Source organism: Nonomuraea sp. NPDC049725, from assembly GCF_040674795.1.
Lineage (GTDB): Bacteria > Actinomycetota > Actinomycetes > Streptosporangiales > Streptosporangiaceae > Nonomuraea > Nonomuraea ceibae.
In genome coordinates this window covers 165865-185552 of sequence record NZ_JBFANJ010000019.1, presented here as the reverse complement: position 1 = coordinate 185552, position 19688 = coordinate 165865, and the positions used below count along the sequence as shown (strand labels likewise).

Here is a 19688-nt window from a genome sequence, read left to right as displayed (position 1 = left end):
CGCCCCGCCCCCCCCCGGGCTCCCCCTTCCGCCCCCCCCCCCCCAAGCTCGCCGCCCACCCCTAACCCCCTAAATAGGGGGGGGGCGCCCCGCGGGCCCCCCACCCCCCTTTTTTCTCCGTGCTGGGACCTAGTCCAGGTAGTCGCGCAGGACCTGCGAGCGCGACGGGTGACGCAGCTTGGACATGGTCTTGGACTCGATCTGCCGGATGCGCTCGCGCGTCACCCCGTAGACCTTGCCGATCTCGTCCAGCGTCTTGGGCTGGCCGTCGGTGAGGCCGAACCGCATCGACACGACGCCCGCCTCGCGCTCCGACAGCGTGTCGAGAACGGAGTGGAGCTGCTCCTGCAGCAGCGTGAAGCTGACGGCGTCGGCCGGCACGATGGCCTCGGAGTCCTCGATGAGGTCACCGAACTCGCTGTCGCCCTCCTCACCCAGCGGGGTGTGCAGGGAGATCGGCTCGCGGCCGTACTTCTGGACCTCGACCACCTTCTCGGGGGTCATGTCCAGCTCGCGGGCGAGCTCTTCCGGCGTGGGCTCGCGGCCCAGGTCCTGCAGCATCTGCCGCTGGACGCGGGCCAGCTTGTTGATCACTTCGACCATGTGGACCGGGATGCGGATGGTCCGCGCCTGGTCGGCCATGGCCCTGGTGATCGCCTGCCGGATCCACCACGTGGCGTAGGTGGAGAACTTGTAGCCCTTGGTGTAGTCGAACTTCTCCACCGCGCGGATCAGGCCCAGGTTGCCCTCCTGGATCAGGTCCAGGAACAGCATGCCGCGGCCGGTGTAGCGCTTGGCCAGCGAGACCACCAGGCGGAGGTTGGCCTCCAGCAGGTGGTTCTTGGCCCGGCGGCCGTCCTCGGCGATCCACTCCAGCTCGGCGCGCACGTCGACCGGAAGGCCGTCGCTCTCGCCGCCCAGCTGCTCCTCGGCGAACAGGCCGGCCTCGATGCGCTTGGCCAGCTCGACCTCCTGCTCGGCGTTGAGCAGGGGGACCTTGCCGATCTGCTTGAGGTAGTCCTTGACCGGGTCGGCGGTGGCGCCGGCGGCGGCGACCTGCGCGACCGGGGCGTCATCGTCGTCGTCGGACAGGATGAGGACCTCGTCCTCGCTCTTCTCGGCGGTCACGGCGGCGGCCTCGGCGACGACCTTGGGCTCGTCGTCGGAGTCGTCGTCGTCGGAGTCGGCCTCGTCGGTGGAGTCGGCGTCGTCGGCGATCTCCTCGACGTCGATGTCCTCGAGGTCGTCCAGCTCCACGTCGCCGTCGAGCTCGATGTCCTCGTCGTCGTCGGCGTCGGCCTTGGGACCCTCGGGGCCCTTCGGCTTGTTGTCGGCAGGCCCAGCGCTGTCCGGCTTGGCCTTCTTGGCAGGCGCGGCCTTGGCGGGCGCGGCGGCCTTCTTGGCCGCAGGAGCGGCCTTCTTGGCGGGAGCCGGCTTCTTGGCCGCCGGCTCTGCTTCGGCGGTGCCCACGACCGCGGTCACGGTCTCGGGTTGCTGCTCTTTGGCGGCCGCCGCCGTCTTGGTCTTGACGGGCGCGGCGGTCTGGCGCTTTGCTGAGCCTCGAGACTTCTTCTTCGGCGCAGCCGAATCCGCGGCGGTCACCACCACGGTCACGCCCTCTTTGCTGAGGTTCCGCAAGAACGCGGCGGCGTGCGACATGGGGATGTCCGCCTCCTCGAAGGCCTGACGGACGTCCTCAGACTCGAGGAAACCCTGCGAGCGCCCACGCTCGAGCAGTCGCTGAATGACGGGCTCGTTCAGCTCTTGTGGCTTCGAGCGAGTCGAACTTGCAGGCGACACGAACACCTCTCGAACGAACGCGTGGCGACAATGGACCCAGATGCCCGCTGGGGGGCTGATGCCTCTCTCGGAGATCGGTGAGGCCGTGCGGATCGCGACGGACCTGTCCAGCATTCTGGCACGACCACGCACTCCATACGGCCACCTCCCGGCGGTTGACCTCCACCCTAGGCCGACCAAGAGAGTAGTGCGTACGTAAGCGCGCCACTGATATCCGAAAGCAACCCTTATGACTGTTTCATTCAGTCACTCTTCGTGGCGGGCGGCACGTGAATGGCCAGGGCGGTAACGTCATCATCTTGCTCATATCCCGACAACATCCGGTCGACCAGGAAGTCCAGCAACATGTGCGGACTTCTCACGACCTCAGGCGGCGCTTCGGTCACAACACTGCAAATCTCTGCGAGACCGGCATCCAGCCCGCGCTTCCGGTTCTCGACGAGGCCGTCGGAGTAGAGCACGGCGGTATGGCCGGGCGGCACCACGAACCGGAACTGCCTACGGCTGGTCGGCCAGCCTAGCGGGGTGCCCGGCTCCGCGTCGCAGAGAATCGCCGTGCCCTGCGGAGAAACCAGCACGGGCGGCGGGTGACCGGCCAGCGCCAGCGTGCCCTCGCCCGTCGACGGCTCGACGACCATGTAGGCCAGGGTGGTGACCTGCTCTTCCTCCTCGGTCGCGTCGAAGACCCGGTCCAGGCCGGTGAGAACCGCGGCGGGCGGCGGGTTGGTCAGCGCCAGCGCCCGCATGGCGTTGCGGATGCGGCCCATCCCGGCCGCCGCCTTGACGCCCTTGCCCATGACGTCGCCGACGACCGCGGCCACGCGGCCGTCCTGCAGCACGAACGCGTCGTACCAGTCACCGCCGACCTGCACGTGACGGCTGCCCGAGCGGAAGCGCTGGGCCAGCTCCAGGCCCCTGACCACCGGCAGGCGGTCGGGCAGCAGGCTGCGCTGCAGCGTCTCGGCGGTGCGGTGCTCGCGCTCGAACAGCGTGGCGCGCTCCACGGCCAGCGCGCACTGACCGGCCAGCGCCTCCAGGAAGACGCCGTCCTCCTGGGAGATCTTCTGCGGCCGGGTGAACGAGAACCGCAGCGCGCCCAGCGCCCGGCCCGCCGCCAGCAGCGGCAGCCCGACCCAGGCGCGCTCGTCGCTGCTGGCCAGGTAGTTGGTCAGCACCTGCTCGTCGCCGCCCGCCTCCAGCAGCTGGGCCTTCAGGCTCTCGGGCGACTCGGCGAACACCGGCCGCCGGCTGTTGACCGCCATCGTCATCACGCTGGAGCTCGACAGCGGGATCTCCTCGCCGGCGGCGCCGGACGCCTCGGGGACGCCCTCGCCGTTGATCAGCTTGAGCGCCGCCCGGTCGGTGTCGAGCAGCGCCACGGCCGACCGGTCGGCCGCCAGCGCCGTGCGGCCGACGTCGATGATGACCTGCACCACCTGCTCGACGGTGAGCGCCTCGGCCAGTATGGCGGTGGCGCCCTGGAGCCGGGCGGTGCGCAGCGCGGCGGCGCCGAGCTGGTCGGTCAGCCTGCCGCGCATCTCCTCGGCCTCGCGCTGCGGCGTGACGTCGGTGTTGGCGCCCACCCACTCCACGACCCTGCCGTGCCGGATGATCGGCACCGCGCGGACCTCGAAGTGGCGGTAGCCGCTGGCCCGGGTGCGCACGCGGTAGTTCCACTCGAACATGGTGCGGCCGCGCAGCGCCTCCTTCCAGGCCTCCTCGGTCTGCTGACGCTCCTCCGGGTGGACCACGTCCAGCCAGCCGGCCGCCAGGTATTCCTCCAGGCCCTGGCCGGTGATGGCGCGCCACTGCGGGGCGTCCTCGACCACCGTGCCGGTCGGCGAGGTGATCCAGACGAGCTGCGACTGCGCCTCGACCAGGGAGCGGTAGCGCTCCTCGCTGCGGCGCAGGTCCTCCTCGACCAGGCGGCTCTCGGTCACGTCGAGCCCGGCCAGGGCGACGGCCTGCAGCGCGCCGTCGGCGTCGTGGACCGGCGAGAACGAGACCGACCAGTAGCGGGCCTCGCCGCCGGTCGCGCGCACCCGCACGGGCCGCTCGGAGACCGGCGCGTCGCTGCCGATGACGGCCTGGACGCCGTGCGTGATGAGCTGGCTGAGGTCGGCCGCGAGCGTCTCGGACGGCGCGCGTCCCAGCAGCCGCTCGGCGGGCACGCCGACGACCTCGGCGAACACGTCGTTGACCCGCAGGACGCGGGTCTGGGTGTCGAAGAAGGCAAAGGCGAACTCTGCCTCGGACAGCAGGCCCTCGAAGAGGGCGGAGTCTGAGACGTCCACATCCGACTCCCGGGGACGGGGAACGGAGGTCTCGGCGCTCATGGTCGGCACCTCCGTCGCGTGCCAGGGTCTCCCACGCGGCACATCTCCATAATCGTGTATCGGCGTAGCGCAGCTCCGGGCGACCGGATTCTGCAGTACATCATCTGCGATGGGCGGGCGCGGACGGAAGCCCCGGCCGCCATACGGTCAACGCATCCTGTCAAAATCGCTCCACGTTGCGCAGCAAGATCAGGCTACTCGGCCTTCGCCGCCCGCTTGGCCGCCTGCTTGGTGGCGCGCACTCTGCCCAGGCTGTCGGCGTCGACCACGTCCGCGACCGAACGGTAGGACCCCTGCTCGCCATAGGGGCCGGCCGCCTCGCGCCATCCTTGCGGCTGGACCCCGAGCTGCTTGCCCAGCAATGCCAAAAATATCTGGGCCTTCTGCTTGCCGTATCCCGGAAGGTCCATCAGTCGTTTGAGCAACTGCTTGCCGTCGGCTGCCTCGGTCCAGATGCGCTCGGGCTTGCCGTCGTAGTGCTCGACGAGGTAGGCGGCGAGCTGCTGGACGCGGGCCGCCATCGACTTGGGGTAGCGGTGGACCGCCGGCTTGGCGGCCAGGAGCGCGGTGAACGCCTCGGGGTCGCAGGCCGCGATCTCCTCGGCGGTGAGCTCGTGCCCGAGCCGTTCGGAGATGGTGTAAGGGCCCGTGAACGCCCACTCCATCGGCACCTGCTGATCGAGCAGCATGCCGACGAGCAGGGCGAGCGGACTGCGGCCGAGCAGTTCGTCGGCCTCCGCGCGCTGGGTGAGCTGGATGCGCATGGGAACAGCTTCGCACGAAAGCCGCTCCCGAGAAGCGAAGACAGCCGTCGTGGAGGCTTGACACCAGCCCGAGAAAAGATGAAATGAGAGCGCAAGTCACCTGCGTCCATTCCTGGGGGTTTGCCCTGGGGCATCCAGAGGAATCTCACACCTATGCTCGCTCTGGCCACACGCTTCCTCAAGGAGCCGGTCAGTCTCAGGCTGGCCGAGGAGTTCCTGACCGTGCCCGTGGACACCATCGACCGGTGCGTCGAGGACGTGTGCGTGTGCGCGCAGCACCTCGGCATCACCGCGACACCCGAGATCGTGGAGCGGATCGCCCGCGAACACCTGCTCGCGATCGTCAACTCCGCGCCGCCGCCGCGCGCCCCTCGATAACATCGGAGTCACCGGGCCGCGTTCTGCGCACCGTTTCCGCCTGGAATGCGAGAGAGTGAGGGCGTGCGCCGACACCGACGAGATCCCCGGGAGAGCCCCCCGCCCGACGACGTGTTCAAGGAGATGGTGCAGGCGGCCCGCGAGCTGCTGGCCGTGCGCAGCCCGCTCGACGCGGAGCTGATGGTCTCCGACATGGTCGGGGCCTGGTGGGGCAGGAAGGTGCGGGGCGGCGACGTCGAGCAGGTGCTCGGTGAGGGGCTGGTCGACTACGCCGCCAAGGCCGGCACCCCCGCCTCCCTGACGCTGCTCATCTGCCTGGCCTACCTCGGCACCGCCCGCCAGGGCGCCAAGGCCGAGGGCGCGGCGCTGGCCATGATGGAGTCCGGCGTGGCCAGGCCCGGCTGGGCCGACCGGGTGGGCGCGGTCAAGCCCACCGGCTGCTACGTCTCCCGCGACGCCTACGGCGACCAGGACACCGTCATCTGCACCTTCGCCTACCGCTGGAACGAGGACTCCACCCCCCGCCACAACCAGGACCGGCACGCGCTGGTCATGGTCGTCGACCACAACATGTCCGGCATGGCGCGCGACGCCTGGGTGTCCTCCCACGTCGACAAGCTGCTGGAGCAGGCCAGGGCCGAGGCCGCGGGCAACCCGATGCTGCTGTTCGAGGAGATCGAGCCGCAGCAGGCCAGGGCACTGCTCGAATCGGCGATGAAGGCCACCGGCGAGCCCAAGACGCCGCCGCCCGTCAGCGACAGCTACAGCGCCTACCACGCCTTCGCCCGCGCCCGCCTCAAGGCGCTGCCGCCCGGCCGCAAGCGGCCCGCCCCGCTGCACATCGAGGCCCCCTACAGCCGCGAGCGGCGGGCGATGCTCGCCGCCGAGTTCCTCGCCTCCGACGCCGCCGAGCACCTGTCGGACCCGTCGGCCGCCTCCCGGTGCGCCGACCACATCATCGACTACGGCTGCGAGCAGGACTTCGGCCGGCCGCTGCGGGTCAGCCCGACCAAGTGCGAGACGTTCCTGCTCGACTGGCTGCCGCGCAAGGTCATGCTCTCGCAGGCCGAGCAGGAGGCGATGCCGCACGCGCTGTCGGCCTGGGTGCGCTTCGCCGCCGCCCGCACCGGCCTGCCCGAGCAGGGGCTCAAGGCCACGCTCGACGCGGTGTGGGGGGCGATCGGCAAGTTCCCCGAGGCCTACCGCGACCCGACGTCGTTCGGCATCGACCGGCCGCTGCTGGAGCGCCTGCTGCCCGACGGCGACCTGTCGGCGCTGGCCAGACGGGCGTTCGCGTTCCCGTTCCTGCAGGGCGTGCACAACGGCGTCGACCTCGACCGGCTCAACCCCGCCGACGCGGCGGACCGCCGTACCCTCCTGGAGATCGACCACGTCGGCGCGATCGACGAGGAGCACCTGGCGTGGCACGAGGAGATCGCCACCCGCCTGTGGGACGGCGACCCGCCGCAGCTGTGGGAGGCCGCCCAGCGGCTGCTCGACCTCGGCCACGACCGCCACGACGTGCTCCACGTGCTCATCGAGATCGCCGAGCGCATCGGCGGCGACCCTGAGGAGCTGGCCGCCGCGCTCGACGACATCGCCGACATCCCCGACGAGATCTGATGGCCATGTACACGCGGCTCGCGCCGGGCCGCTACCGCGCCTCCGAGCACACCCAGGGCCCGTGGGACCCGGCCACGCAGCACCTCGGGCCGGTGACGGCGCTGCTCGTGCACGAGCTGGCGCTCACCGCGCCCCGTCCCGGCCTCGATCTGGCGCGGCTGGCCGTCGACGTGCTCGGTCCCGTCCCCGTCGGCGACCTCGACGTACGCACCGACGTCGTACGCGACGGCAAGCGCGTGCAGTGCCTGTCGGCGTCGGTGAGCGGCGGCGGCCGCGAGCACGTACGGGCCACCGCGTGGCGCATCCGCGAGGCTCCCACGCCCGCCACCCCCGCCGCCGACCCGCCGCCCCTGCCCGGCCCGCAGGGCGAGTCGTGGATCTCGACCGACTTCGGCTACGGGCGCGCCACCGAATGGCGCTTCGCCCGCGGCGGCCCCGACGAGCCCGGCCCCGCCACCGCGTGGGGCCGCTGCCGGGTGCCGCTGGTCGACGGCGAGGAGATCACGCCGATGGAGCGGCTGGCGCTGTTCGCCGACAGCGGCAACGGCATCAGCCTCGCCCTCGGCTTCGACACCCACCTGTTCGTGAACGTCGACCTGACCATCTCCCTGTTCCGCGCGCCCGCCGGCGAGTGGATCTGCCTCGACGCCGCCACCGCCATCGGCCCGTCCGGGCGCGGCCTCACCCGCTCCACCCTGTACGACCTCGACGGCGAAGTCGGCAGCGCGACTCAGACCTTGTTCGTCGCGCCGAGGTAGCCGCTCACGCCATGATGGGGTCATGGTGATGGACCTGAACGCGGACCTCGGCGAAGGCTTCGGCATCTGGCGGCTCGGCGACGACCTGGCGCTGCTCGACATCGTCACCAGCGCCAACGTCGCGTGCGGCTTCCACGCCGGCGACCCGGTGACCATCCGGCGCACCTGCGCCGCCGCCGTCGACCGGGGGGTGTCCATCGGGGCGCAGGTGTCCTACCGCGACCTGGCCCACTTCGGGCGCCGGGAGATGGAGGTCGAGCCCGAGGAGCTCTGCGCCGAGGTGCTCTACCAGCTCGCCGCCGTCGACGGCATCGCCCGCGCCATGGGCGGCCGCGTCTCGTACGTGAAGCCGCACGGCGCCCTCTACAACCGCATCTGCCGCGACCGGGAGCAGGCCGAGGCCGTCGTCGGCGCCATCGCCGACTACGACCCGGCGCTACCGGTGCTCACGCTGCCCGGCTCCGTGGTCCACACCGTCGCCGCCGCCGCGGGCGTCCCCACCGTCGCCGAGGCGTTCGCCGACCGCGCCTACACCGCCGACGGCGCCCTGCTCCCCCGCCGCCTGCCCGGCGCCGTGCTGCACGACGCCGCCGACGTCTCGGCCCGCGCCGTCCGCATGGCCCTGTCCGGGTCGGTCATCTCCGTCGACGGGGCCGAGGTCCCGGTCAAGGCCCGCTCCCTCTGCGTCCACGGCGACACGCCCGACGCCGTCCACCTCGCCCGCACCGTGCGCGACGACCTCCTGGCCGCCGGCGTCGTCCTCCAGGCCTTCGCATGACCGCCCCCTCGCGGCCCCTGCCGCCCCGCCGCCTCCCCTCGCGCGAACTCCCTCCCCGCGAGACGCCCTCCCCCCTCCGCCCGGCCCGCGAGAGCCCCTCCCGCCGCCTCCCACCCCGCCCCCTCCCCTCCCGCCAGACCCCCACCCCCGGTGGACACGCAAAGGCCACCCCCCTGCCGGACCACCGGAACGGCGCCCCCTTCCGGCAAGGGCCCCACCTCCCGGAGGCGGGGCACCGCGCTGCCAAGGGCGCGCCCCCGCTGGATGGCGCGCGCTTCCTGGAGGGTGCGTCCCCGCTGGAGGGCGCGCGGCCTCGCGGGAGGGAGCAGCGGCTGCTTCGGAAGGGGCGTCGCCCGCTCCGGCGGGCGCACCTCCCCGGGGCAGGGCACCGCGCCGCCACGAGCGCGCGCCCGCTGGAGGGCGCGTGGCCTTCGGCGAGAGAGTGGGGGCCACTCCAAGGGGACCGTGGCCCGGTCCGGCCGGGGGGCCTCGTGGGGGCGTCAGCGCGGAGGGGCGGGCGTGGTCGCCGGGAGGCGGGCGGGTGATTCGGCGGGTCGGGGAGCACGGGCTGCTCGTGGAGACGGGCGCGCTGGATGTGTCGCACCGGCTGGACGCCGCGCTGAGGGCCGAACGGCCGCCCGGGGTCGTGGAGGTGGTGCCGGGGCCTGAGACGGTCCTGGTGGTGGCTCCGGGGGCCGAGCAGGGCGGGTTGCGGGCGCGGCTGGGCGAGCTGCTGCGGCGGTGCGCGGCGGCCGGGGTGACGGAGGCGCCCGAGGAGGGGGACGTGGTCCGGGTGCCCGTCGTCTACGACGGGGCGGATCTGGAGTCGGTGGCCGAGCTGGCCGGGGTGCCGGTGGACGAGGTGGTGGCCCGGCACACGGGGCGGGAGCTGGTGGTGGGCTGGCTGGGGTTCGCACCGGGGTTCGCGTATCTGACGGGGCTGGACCCGGTGCTGCACGTGCCCAGGCTGGCGACGCCGCGGACGTCGGTGCCCGCGGGGTCGGTGGCCGTGGCGGGGCCGTACTCGGCCGTCTATCCGGCGGCGTCGCCGGGCGGGTGGCGGCTGCTGGGCAGGACGGGGCTGCGGGTGTGGGACGTGACGGCGCACCCGCCGTCGGCGTTCCGCCCGGGGACCCGCGTGCGCTTCGAGGCCGCATGATCGAGGCTGCATGATCGAGGTGCTCGGGTCCGGTCCGTACGCGACCGTGCAGGATCTGGGGCGCCGGGGGCTGGCGCATCTGGGGGTGCCGCGTTCGGGGGCGGCCGACGAGGCGAGCCTGCGGCTGGCGAACCGGCTCGTCGGCAACCCGGAGGGGCTGGCGGGGATCGAGGCGACGTTCGGCGGGCTGCGGCTGCGGTTCGGGAGTGGCGCGTGGGTGGCGCTGGCGGGCGCGCCGTGCCCGGTGGGGGGTCCCGCGCGGGCGGGCATGGGGGTGCCGTTCTGGGTGCCCGGGGGCGGCGAGCTGGCGCTGGGGGCGCCGGCGTGGGGGCTGCGAACGTACCTGGCGGTGCGCGGCGGGGTGGCGGTGGAGCCGGTGCTGGGCAGCCGGTCGACCGATTCGCTGTCGGGCCTGGGGCCGCCTCCGCTCGCGCCGGGGACGAGGCTGCCGATCGGCGACGCGGCGGATCACGGCGGGATCGGGGTGGACCTGGCGCCGATTCCGGGGCCGGGGCCGGCGGCGCTGCGGGTGCTGAGGGGCCCGCGTGACGACTGGTTCGCCGAGGGGGCCCTGGCGGCGCTGTGCGCGGCCCCGTACGAGGTGAGCCAGGACAGCAACCGGGTGGGGGTGCGGCTGCGCGGCGCGGAGCTGGCGCGCGGCCGGGAGGGGGAGCTGCCGAGCGAGGGCATGGTGGCGGGCGCGGTGCAGGTGCCGCCGAGCGGGCAGCCGATCGTCTTCCTGGCCGACCATCCGCCGACGGGCGGCTACCCGGTGATCGCGGTGGTGCGTGAGGCGGATCTGGGGGTGGCGGCGCAGCTGCGGCCCGGGGACGAGGTGCGCTTCCGCGTCACAGGCTGACGTGGCCGCTGACGCGGGTGACGACCGAGCCGCCCACCCAGACGTCGTCGCCCTCGGCCGTGATGCGGACGCGGCCGGCGCGGCCGAGCGCGGTGCCCTGGCTGACCGTGTAGGGGGCGGTGACGCGGCCGGTGCGCAGGAGCCACTGGGCGACCGAGGCGTTGAGGCTGCCGGTCACCGGGTCCTCGGTCGTGCCGCCGTCGTGGGGGCAGAAGGCCCGCAGCTCGTACGCGTACGGCGATCCGGCGGGGTGCGGGCCCGCCACGCCGACGTCGACGGGCACCCGGCCGGGCCGCAGCGCGAGGACGGCGTCGGCGTCGCGGAGCAGGAGCGCGACCCAGCCGGGGCCGTTGTCGGCCCATTCGGCGTCGACGACGTCGTCCCTGGCGATGCCGAGCGCGGCGGCGAGGCCGGTCAGCAGCGTCTCGTCCACGGGGCCGGAGCGCAGCAGCGGCGGCGCGGCGAAGGCGAGGTCGCCGCGGTCGTCGCCGCGCACGCGGATCAGCCCGGCGCCGCATTCCTGGACGACGGTCCGCGAGTCGCGCGGGACGCCGCCCGCCTCCAGCCAGGCGTGGCAGGTGCCGAGCGTCGGATGCCCGGCGAACGGCAGCTCGGACGTGGTGGTGAAGATCCGTACCCGGTAGTCGGCGCGGGGGTCGGCGGGCGGCAGCAGGAACGTGGTCTCCGACAGGTTCGTCCAGTGGGCGAAGCGCTGCATCTCCTCGCCGGTCAGCCCGCCGGCGTCGAGCACGACGGCGAGCGGGTTGCCGCCGTAGGGCGTCGAGGTGAACACGTCGACCTGGCGGAAGGGGCGCTGCATGCTCGCGAGTCTGTCAGAACCGCCGGGAGCGGCGCAGCGCCGGGGGCCGCCCGTCGGGGTCGACGGCGAGCCGGTAGAGCGGCTGGGCCAGCATCCTGCGCACGCGGCCGAGGCTGGGCTCGGGGTGCGGGCGCAGCCGGCCGGGCGGTCTGGGCCCGCGACGGCCGTCGCGGTGCCAGGCGTCGAGCGCGCGGGCCGAGGCGGCGAACGCCTCGAACGCGTCGCGGGGGTCGCACAGGCCCGACGGGTCGCGGTCGAGGTGCTCGCCCGCCAGGAGCAGCCGCAGGTCGCGGGCGAATTTGCGGGCCCCGGCGGGCGGGCGCGGGTCGGGCTCCTCGTCGACGACGGCGCAGCTCAGCTCCGAGTCGTACGTCCACGAGCGCAGGTTGACGTTGTCGGAGCCGATCGAGGCCCACACGTCGTCGACCACGCACACCTTGGCGTGCACGTAGACGGGGGTGCCGGCGTGGTTCTCCAGGTCGTACACGCCGAGCCGGTCGCCGCCGGCGCGCCGGAGCCTGGCCAGCGCGTCGGCGCGGCCGATGAGGCTGGCCGGGGCGGCGAGCCAGCCGTCCTGGTCGGGGTGGCGCGGCACCACGATGATCATGCGGAGCCCGGGCTCCCGTTCGAGCGCGGCGGCGAACGGCTCGATCACCTCGGTGGACCACAGGTACTGGTCCTCCAGGTAGACCAGGGACCGGGCCCTGGCCAGCACCTTGTGGTAGGCCCTGGCGACGCTGCGCTCGCCCAGGGGCGCGAACGGGTAGGCGGATCGCCGGTAGGGGTAGGTGCGCAGGAGCTGCACGGCGTGGGTGCCGGCCGGGGCGGGCGGCGGGCCGGGGTCGGGCAGGGCGGGCACGTCGTCCATCCGCTCGACGTGGTCGCGCAGGCGGCGCAGCGGCTGGCGGGTCTCGGGGGCGGGGTCGTCCCAGCGCTCGCAGAAGACGGTCTCCACGTCGGCCACGGCGGGGCCGTGCACGGCCACCTGGGCGTCGTGCCAGGGCGGGGTGTCGCCGTAGACGTCCGGCATGGGCGCGGCCTGCGGGTCGCCGCGGTGCGCGGCGTCGTCGCGGCGGCTGTGGCACAGGTCGATGCCGCCGACGTAGGCGACGTCGGCGGCGGCGTCGCCGTCGTGGCGCAGGACGACGAACTTCTGGTGGTGCGAGCCGCCGGGGCGGACCCGGGTGTCGAGCAGGCACTGGCCGCCGGCGGCCTCGATGTCCTCGCCGAGGTGGCGGTTCTCCGCGGCGCTGAAGCGCAGCCGGTCGAGGTGGGAGCGCCAGATCAGGCCCCGGACGAGCGCTCCCCGGTGCGCCGCCGCGGCCATGGCGCTCGCCACGCCGGGGCCGTCGCCGGTCAGCCGCTCGTCGGGGTCGCCTCGCCAGTCGGCGAACAGCAGCAGGTCGCCCTTGCCGAGCCGGTCGAGCGCGGCCCGCAGGTCGGCGAAGTAGGCGGCGCCGTGGACGAGCGGGCGCACGAGGTTGCCGGTCGTCCAGGCGCCGAGCCTGGTGGCCGGGTTGCCCCGCTCCTCGCGGGTGAGGAACCACTCGTCGAGCCGCACCCCGCCCGGCTACCCGGCGGCGGCCCCGGCAATCAGCTTTTCGGCGCGGGAGACGGCGGCGGCGAGCGGATCACCGGGGACGGGCTCGAACAGGTCGGTGGTGACCCGGCCGGCCTTGGCCTCCCACACGCCGGCGACGCGCCCCTGGTGGAGGACGACCGGGGAGATCCAGCCGGCCTGGCGGCTCACCCTGGCCTTGACGGCGGCCGGGACGAGCGGCTCCAGGGAGCGGGGCGCGCCGAGGATGTAGGGGTCGAAGCCGGGCAGCAGGTGGACCTCGTCCGCCGGCCGGGCGGCGGCCAGGTCGTCGAGGTGCTCGGTGAGCGCCAGCAGGGTGTGGCCGCCGGCCTCGACCTCGGTCAGCTCGCCGGCCAGGTCGCGGAACCAGCCCTTGAGCACGGCCTTCCTGGCGACGCCGCCGAACAGCCAGCCGTCGAGCATCTCCGGCGTGGCGGGGCCGTGGGCGGCCAGGAACGCGCGGGCGATCCGCACGCCCGCCTCCTCCTGCGGCGGCAGCTCGGCGGGCCAGCCGGGCAGCCAGGCGCGGGGCGCGGTGAAGGTGACGCGGCCGTCGCGCGGCGGGCCGTAGCACAGCTCGCCGAGGCGGCTGAGCGGCTTGAGCAGCGCCCCCCAGCCGGAGGTGAGCGCCTCCCGCAGGTGGACGTCGCCGGTCACCTCGACGACGGCGTCGACCAGCTCCTCCCTGGTCTTGGGCGTGTCGCCGAGCGCCTGCGGGACGGCCTCGACGATGGCGGCGATCTCGGCGGCGGTGACGCCGTGGCCGCGCTGCCAGGAGCCCTTCTCCCAGAACCGCAGCGTGCTCAGCGCCGCGCAGTAGCCGGGCAGCTCGTCGGCGGGCAGCAGGTGCAGGGTGCCACGCATGACCCAGGTCTTGACCAGGGTGCGCTCGTCCCAGAGCGCCCGCTCGACCTCGCCGGGGTCGGGTGAGACGGCGCGGACGGCGACCGCGTGCTGGGCGGAGGAGGCCACCTGGGCCTGCACCCCGCACAGCCGGCGGGCGATCTCCACGGCGCCCGGCCCGCCGGGGCCGCTCACGAACTGCCGGCGCAGCCGCCAGGCGAGGATCTGCGGCCAGCTCAGATGGATCGTCACGCGGCCAGTTGTACACGGCCGGGCCGACAGTCCGGGTCAGCGGGTGTAGCCGATGTCCTGGTAGCGCAGCGTCTGGAAGCCCCGGGCGCCCGCGTTGGCCAGGTTCTGCCGGGCGGCGACGAGCTGCGGCCGCTGGTAGAGGGGCAGCACGTTGACCTGCTGCCAGATGAGCCGGTCGGCGGTGTTGGCCTCGGCGCGGGCCTCGTCCGGGTCGAGGCTGCGGGCGGCGCGGGCCATGGCGGCGTCGATGTCGGCCGAGCCGGTGCGGCCGAAGTTGGCGTTCCACGTCTTGCCGTCGGCGGCGTGGGCGTAGACGCCGTAGCTGCTCGACACCGGGTACGGGGTGCCGATGTAGGCGAACGGCGCGATGTCGAAGTCGCCGGGGATCACGTACTTGGCGAAGAAGTCGTCGCTGGGCACGGCCCGGATGGCGAGCTTCACGCCGATCGCGGCGAGCATGTTCTGCGCCAGCTCGCCCTCGGACTTGCTGATCTGCACGCCGGACGGCACCACGAAGGTGAGCTCCAGCGGGCGGCCGTCCTTGTGCCGGACCGGGCCGGTGCGGGGGTCGAGCCGCCAGCCCGCCTCGTCGAGCAGCCGGGCGGCGCGTGCCGGGTCGTGGGCGCCGAGGTCGCCGGCGTTGTCGCGATAGCCCTGCTGGGTGGTCATGAAGAAGTGGCTGTTGAGCGGGGTGCTCGGCCAGTCGAGGCCGCGCAGGTCGGAGCGGGCGATGGCCTCCCGGTCGAGGCCGAGCTGGACGGCCTGGCGGACGCGCAGGTCGCGGAGCGGCCCGCGCGAGCCGTTGAGCGTGAAGTGGCGGAAGTCGGGCGCGGCGGCCCGGCGGACCTCGGCGCCTGGCGTGGCGGCGGCGCGGGCGTGGTCGGGGGCGGACGGGCCGATGTCGGCCAGGTCGAGCTCGCCGTTGCCGAACATGCCGATGAGCGAGTCCTGCTCGGCCGCCCGGAAGACGATCCTGTCCAGTTTGGCGCGGTCGCCCCACCAGGCGTCGTCGCGCACGAGCGTGACGGTCTTGGCGGTCTGGTCGATGCCCTGGACCTTGAACGGCCCGGCGGTGACGGGGATGCGGTTGAGCCAGGCGGTGTTGAACGCCTCGGGCGTGGCGTTGGCGGAGGCGGGCAGCAGCGGCCCGAACAGCGCCCGCCAGTCGCCGAACGGCCGCGCGAACGTCACCACGACCTCGTGGTCGCCGCGGCCCCGCTCGACGCTCTCGATGTCCTGGTAGCCGGTGGAGGAGGCGATGGGGAAGGCCGGGTCGCCGCCGTCCAGCGCCTGCCACTGGGCGCGGAAGTCGGCCCAGGTGATGGGCCTGCCGTCGGACCATCGGGCGCGCGGGTTCAGCTCGTAGGTGACGACCTGCTTGGGCGTGGTGGCGGTGACGCGGGCGTCGATCAGGTAGGCGTGGTTGACGGAGATGCGCGCCCTGTCGTCCGACACGAACGGGCGCGGCAGCAGCGCGTCGGTGATGGCCGCGGCCACGGCGAGGTGGCCGTCGACGTGGTGCCTGTTCCACTGGGCGGGGAACTCGTTGACGCCCCAGCGCAGCGTGCCGCCGTCCTTGACCTGCTCGCGCGGCACGGGGTTGAGGTCGGACGCCTTGATCACCGCGTCTCCGGAGGGGCGGACGACCACGGCGCCGCCCCCGCCGCACGCCGCCAGCGCCAGCGCCGCGGTCGCGGCGGCCACGAAATGAGTTGCTTTCAACGGTACTCCTGTCAGACGACGGCGAGCTTCTCGGCGTAGTGGCAGGCGGCGGCCTGGTCCTCGCCGAGCGGCCGCACCTCGGGCTCGGTCTCGACGCACAGGCTGCGCTCCTCGGCCGTCAGCACGCCCCGGAAGGTCGGGCATCGGGTACGGAACCGGCATCCCGACGGCGGGTCGGCCGGGCTGGGCGGCTCGCCGTCGAGCAGGATGCGCTCGCGCGAGCGTTCGCGCACCGGGTCGGGCAGCGGGACCGCCGACAGCAGCGCCTGCGTGTACGGGTGCGCCGGGCTGGCGTAGACGGCCTCGGCGCGCCCGATCTCGGCGATCCTGCCGAGCTGCATGACGGCGACCCGGTCGGCCAGGTGGCGGACCACGGCCAGGTCGTGCGCGACGAACAGGTAGGACAGGCCCAGCCGGTCCTTCAGCGCGCCGAGCAGGTTGAGCACGCCCGCGCGAATCGACGTGTCGAGCGCGGAGACAGGCTCGTCGAGGACGAGCAGCCGGGGTTCTAGGGCGAGCGCGCGGGCGATGGCGACGCGCTGGCACTGGCCGCCGGACAGCTCGCGCGGGTGGCGGGCGGCGCAGGCGGGGTCGAGCCCGGCCAGGGCGAGCAGCTCGGCCACCCGGCCCTCGGGCGCGCCCCGGCGGTGGGCGCGCAGCGGCTCGGCGAGGATGTCGTGAACGGTCATGCGCGGGTCGAGCGAGGCCGCCGGGTCCTGGAAGACCACCTGCATGTCGCGCCGGATCGCGGCGCGCTGCGCGGGCGTGAGCCGGGCGGTGTCGCGGCCGAGGACGACGATGCGGCCCTCCTCGGGCCTGGCCAGCTCCAGGATCTGCGTCAGCGCCGTGGTCTTGCCCGACCCCGACTCGCCGACGAGGCCGAGCGTCTCGCCCTCGCGGATGTCGAAGCTGATCCCGGCCACGGCGTGCACGGTGCCGGTCCGCCGCCTGAACAGCGTGCCGCGCGTCAGCGGGTAGCGCTTGACCAGGCCCTCGACCTCCAGCACCGTGCGCGGGCGGCGGGTCACCGGCTCGCGCGGCGGCGCGGGCCGCTCGGCGCCGTCCCGGCGGACGTCGGCCCTGTGCACGTCGGCCCAGCGGATGCAGGCCGCCCGGTGCCCGGCCTCGACCTCGAACAGCGGCGGCTCCCGGTCGTCGCACGCCTCCACCCGCATCGGGCAGCGCGGCGCGAACGGGCAGCCCGGCGGCAGCCTGCCGGGCTCGGGCGGGCCGCCCTCGATCGGCACCAGCGGCCGCCTCCCGCCGCCGTCGACGCGCGGAACCGAGCCGAGCAGGCCCGCGGTGTACGGCATCCGCGTGCGGTAGTAGACGTCGTCCACGTCGCCGACCTCGACCGGGCGGCCCGCGTACATGACCAGGACGCGGTCGGCGAAGCCGGCGACCACGCCGAGGTCGTGGGTGATCAGGACGATGGCGGCGCCGGTCCGGCGCTGCGCCTTCTTGAGCACCTCCAGCACCTGGGCCTGGACGGTGACGTCGAGCGCGGTCGTGGGCTCGTCGCAGATGATCACGTCGGGGTCGTTGGCGACGGCCATGGCGATGAGCGCGCGCTGCCGCATCCCGCCGGAGAACTCGTGCGGGAAGGCGAGCGCGCGCCGGGCCGGGTCGGGGATGCCGACGAGGTCGAGCAGGTCGACGGCCTTGACGGCGGCCTGCTCGCGGGTGACCCGGTGGTGGGCGCGCACCGCCTCGGCGATCTGGTCGCCGACCCGGTAGACGGGGGTGAGCGCCGACAGCGGGTCCTGGAACACCATCGACACGGACCGGCCCCGTACGCGGGCCAGCTCGCGCTCGGAGGCGCCGACGAGCTCGCGGCCGTGCAGCCGGACCGAGCCGGCGACCTTGGCCTCGGGCGGCAGCAGGCCGAGCACGGCGGCGGCGGCCACGGACTTGCCCGCGCCGGACTCGCCGACGATGCCGAGCACCTCGCCGGCCCGCAGCTCGTAGCTGAGGCCGCGCACGACGGGCACGTCGCCGAAGGCGACCTCCAGGCCGTCGACCTCCAGGACCGGGCTCATCGCGGCCCCTTCGCGCCGGGGTCGAAGGCGTCGCGCAGCGCGTCGCCGGCCAGGTTGACCGCGAGCACGGTGACGACGAGCAGCCCGGCGGCGAACCAGAACGTCCACGGCGCGTAGATCGCGGTCCGGGAGCCGTCGGCGATGACCGTGCCGAGCGACACGTCGGGCGGCTGGATGCCGAGGCCGAAGTACGACAGGGACGTCTCGGCGAGGATGGCGGCGCTGACGTTGACGGTGGCGTCCACGATGAGCAGGGACGACAGGTTGGGCAGCACGTGCGAGAAGATGATCTTCACGGGCGGGACGCCGAGGTAGCGGGCGGCGCGGACGAACTCGCGCTGCCTGAGCGAGATCGTCATCCCCCGGACGATCTTGGCGGTGACCATCCACAGGAACAGCGCCAGCACGATCACGAACAGCGGCCACTGCCCCGACCCGAACAACGGCGACATGATCGCCAGGACGAGGAAGGCGGGCAGCGCGAGCAGCAGGTCGGCGGCCCAGCCGAGCACCCGGTCGGTCCAGCCGCCGAAGTAGCCGGCGAACGCCCCCGCGAGCGCGGCCAGCGCGGTCGACACCAGGGCGGCGAGCAGGCCGACGATCAGCGACCGCCGCAGCCCGCACAGCGTGACCGCGTACACGTCGGCGCCGGTCTGCAGGGTGCCGAACCAGTGCCGGGACGACGGCGGCGCCAGGAACGCGGTGAAGTCCTTGTCCGCGGGCGACCACGGGGTGAGCAGCGGCCCGGCGAACGCGAGCGCGAACATCAGCGCCAGCACCGCGACCCCGGCCCGCCCCTGCCGGGAGGCGAGGAAGCGCCGCGCCAGCACACGCCCGCGGGACGGCGGCGCGGCCACTTCCGGGCCGAGTTCGCCGGCGACCTCCTCCTCCGAGAGCGTCATCCCGCCCTCACCCGGGGATCGAGCGCCGCGTGCAGCAGGTCGGCGGCCAGCGACGCGCACAGCACGGCCAGCGCGGCCAGGCACGAGATCGCCGCGACGGTGTTGACGTCGTTGGTGAAGACGGCGCTGATCAGCCGCTCCCCCAGCCCGTGCCAGCCGAAGATCTTCTCGGTGAAGGCGGCGCCGGTGAGCAGCGTGCCGAACACGAAGGCGAAGTAGGTCGCGACCGGGATGAGCGCGGTGCGCAGCCCGTGGCGGACCAGCGCCCGCCGCCTGCTCAGCCCCTTGGCCCTGGCGGTGCGCAGGTAGTCGGCGCCGAGCACGTCGAGCATCAGGTTGCGCTGGTAGCGGCTGAAGACCGCGATCAGGCCGAGCGACAGCGTCACGGTCGGCAGGACCAGGTGCTGGAGCCGGTCGAGCAGCCCCGCCCAGAGCCCGGCGTCGAGCCCGGCGGACCGCTCACCGCCCACCAGGAGGACCCGGCGGCCGAACAGGTGGTCGTTGGCCCAGGTGCCGCCCAGGATCGCCACGTTCGCCAGCACCACGACGGGGATCGCCAGCAGCAGGTAGGCCAGGCCCGCCGACAGCCGGTCGAACCAGCCGTACTGCCTGACCGCCGCGGCGGCCCCGGCGGCGACGCCGAGCACGCTGCCGCACACCAGCCCGAGCAGGACCAGCCGCAGCGTGACACCGGCCCGCCGCCGCAGGTCGTCGCCGACCGGCGAGCCCGTCACGCTCCTGCCGAAGTCGCCGCGCAGCACCCCGCCCGCCCAGGTCAGGTAGCGCTCGAACAGCGGCGTGCGGTCGTTCAGGTTGAGCGCGGCGAGCTGGGCGTCGACGGCGGCGGGCGGCGGCTGCGGGGTGCGCCCGGCGTAGTTGGCGCGCGGGTCGAGGGCGGCGGCGGCCAGCAGGTAGGCGAGGCTGGCGGCGACGGCGGCCAGCACGACCGAGCCGAGCAGCCTGCGGGCCAGGAACCCCGCCATCGTCCCCCCTTACGAACGGCGTGTGGCCATCGTGCTACATTCCGCGACCATCCGGGCGCAGGCACATGTCAAGGGGGCGTCTGGTTAACGTCC

16 protein-coding genes are annotated in these 19688 nt (G+C 74.0%); 6 read left to right on the top strand and 10 right to left on the bottom strand.

Going from position 1 to position 19688, the window contains the following annotated elements; genetic code table 11:
• Positions 1–129 precede the first annotated feature (129 nt).
• The 3 genes from AB0J53_RS37575 to AB0J53_RS37565 all read right to left on the bottom strand — a co-directional run bounded on the left by AB0J53_RS37575 (position 130) and on the right by AB0J53_RS37565 (position 4900).
• The gene (locus AB0J53_RS37575; protein ID WP_219510283.1) at positions 130–1800 is read right to left on the bottom strand and encodes an RNA polymerase sigma factor; all 1671 of its coding nucleotides are present in this window, start codon (positions 1798–1800) and stop codon (positions 130–132) included.
• 242 nt (positions 1801–2042) lie between these two features.
• Positions 2043–4136, bottom strand: a complete 2094-nt coding sequence (locus tag AB0J53_RS37570; protein WP_219510284.1) for a SpoIIE family protein phosphatase — start codon at positions 4134–4136, stop codon at positions 2043–2045.
• 194 nt (positions 4137–4330) lie between these two features.
• On the bottom strand, positions 4331–4900 hold the full coding sequence (locus AB0J53_RS37565; protein WP_219510285.1) for an HhH-GPD-type base excision DNA repair protein: 570 nt from the start codon (positions 4898–4900) through the stop codon (positions 4331–4333).
• 153 nt (positions 4901–5053) lie between these two features.
• On the opposite strand from AB0J53_RS37565, the gene AB0J53_RS37560 reads away from it, so the two are divergent.
• The 6 genes from AB0J53_RS37560 to AB0J53_RS37535 all read left to right on the top strand — a co-directional run bounded on the left by AB0J53_RS37560 (position 5054) and on the right by AB0J53_RS37535 (position 10455).
• Positions 5054–5278, top strand: coding sequence for a hypothetical protein (locus tag AB0J53_RS37560; protein ID WP_219510286.1), 225 nt, complete (start codon positions 5054–5056; stop codon positions 5276–5278).
• 123 nt (positions 5279–5401) lie between these two features.
• On the top strand, positions 5402–6901 hold the full coding sequence (locus tag AB0J53_RS37555; RefSeq protein WP_219510304.1) for a hypothetical protein: 1500 nt from the start codon (positions 5402–5404) through the stop codon (positions 6899–6901).
• Complete coding sequence (locus tag AB0J53_RS37550; protein ID WP_364181167.1) at positions 6901–7659, top strand: thioesterase family protein; 759 nt, start codon at positions 6901–6903, stop codon at positions 7657–7659. The genes AB0J53_RS37555 and AB0J53_RS37550 overlap by 1 nt, the downstream gene beginning before the upstream one ends.
• Before the next feature lie 22 nt (positions 7660–7681).
• Entirely contained in the window at positions 7682–8437 is a 756-nt protein-coding gene (locus tag AB0J53_RS37545) for a 5-oxoprolinase subunit PxpA (RefSeq protein ID WP_364181164.1), read from the top strand.
• A gap of 541 nt (positions 8438–8978) precedes the next feature.
• Complete coding sequence (locus tag AB0J53_RS37540; protein ID WP_364181161.1) at positions 8979–9596, top strand: allophanate hydrolase subunit 1; 618 nt, start codon at positions 8979–8981, stop codon at positions 9594–9596.
• A gap of 10 nt (positions 9597–9606) precedes the next feature.
• Positions 9607–10455, top strand: a complete 849-nt coding sequence (locus tag AB0J53_RS37535; RefSeq protein ID WP_364181158.1) for a biotin-dependent carboxyltransferase family protein — start codon at positions 9607–9609, stop codon at positions 10453–10455.
• Here the strand turns inward: AB0J53_RS37535 and AB0J53_RS37530 are convergent.
• From AB0J53_RS37530 to AB0J53_RS37500, 7 genes are read right to left on the bottom strand one after another with little or no spacing between them, the layout of a single operon-like run.
• Entirely contained in the window at positions 10445–11275 is an 831-nt protein-coding gene (locus tag AB0J53_RS37530) for a PhzF family phenazine biosynthesis protein (RefSeq protein ID WP_364181155.1), read from the bottom strand. The two genes, AB0J53_RS37535 and AB0J53_RS37530, sit on opposite strands and share 11 nt — an antisense overlap.
• Positions 11276–11288: 13 nt before the next feature.
• Complete coding sequence (locus AB0J53_RS37525; protein WP_364181152.1) at positions 11289–12836, bottom strand: phospholipase D-like domain-containing protein; 1548 nt, start codon at positions 12834–12836, stop codon at positions 11289–11291.
• A 9-nt stretch (positions 12837–12845) separates the two neighbouring features.
• On the bottom strand, positions 12846–13949 hold the full coding sequence (locus tag AB0J53_RS37520) for a winged helix DNA-binding domain-containing protein (RefSeq protein WP_364181149.1): 1104 nt from the start codon (positions 13947–13949) through the stop codon (positions 12846–12848).
• Between the two features lie 36 nt (positions 13950–13985).
• The gene (locus AB0J53_RS37515; protein WP_364181146.1) at positions 13986–15671 is read right to left on the bottom strand and encodes an ABC transporter family substrate-binding protein; all 1686 of its coding nucleotides are present in this window, start codon (positions 15669–15671) and stop codon (positions 13986–13988) included.
• Between the two features lie 11 nt (positions 15672–15682).
• Positions 15683–17710 carry an ABC transporter ATP-binding protein gene (locus AB0J53_RS37510; RefSeq protein WP_364181144.1) on the bottom strand — a complete coding sequence of 676 codons (2028 nt, stop codon included), beginning with the start codon at positions 17708–17710 and terminating at the stop codon, positions 15683–15685.
• A complete protein-coding gene (locus AB0J53_RS37505) occupies positions 17707–18612 on the bottom strand; it encodes an ABC transporter permease (RefSeq protein WP_364181141.1) in 906 nt (301 codons plus the stop codon). Before AB0J53_RS37505 ends, AB0J53_RS37510 begins: the two co-directional genes overlap by 4 nt.
• Positions 18609–19595, bottom strand: coding sequence for an ABC transporter permease (locus AB0J53_RS37500; protein ID WP_364181138.1), 987 nt, complete (start codon positions 19593–19595; stop codon positions 18609–18611). The genes AB0J53_RS37505 and AB0J53_RS37500 overlap by 4 nt, the downstream gene beginning before the upstream one ends.
• Positions 19596–19688 lie beyond the last annotated feature (93 nt).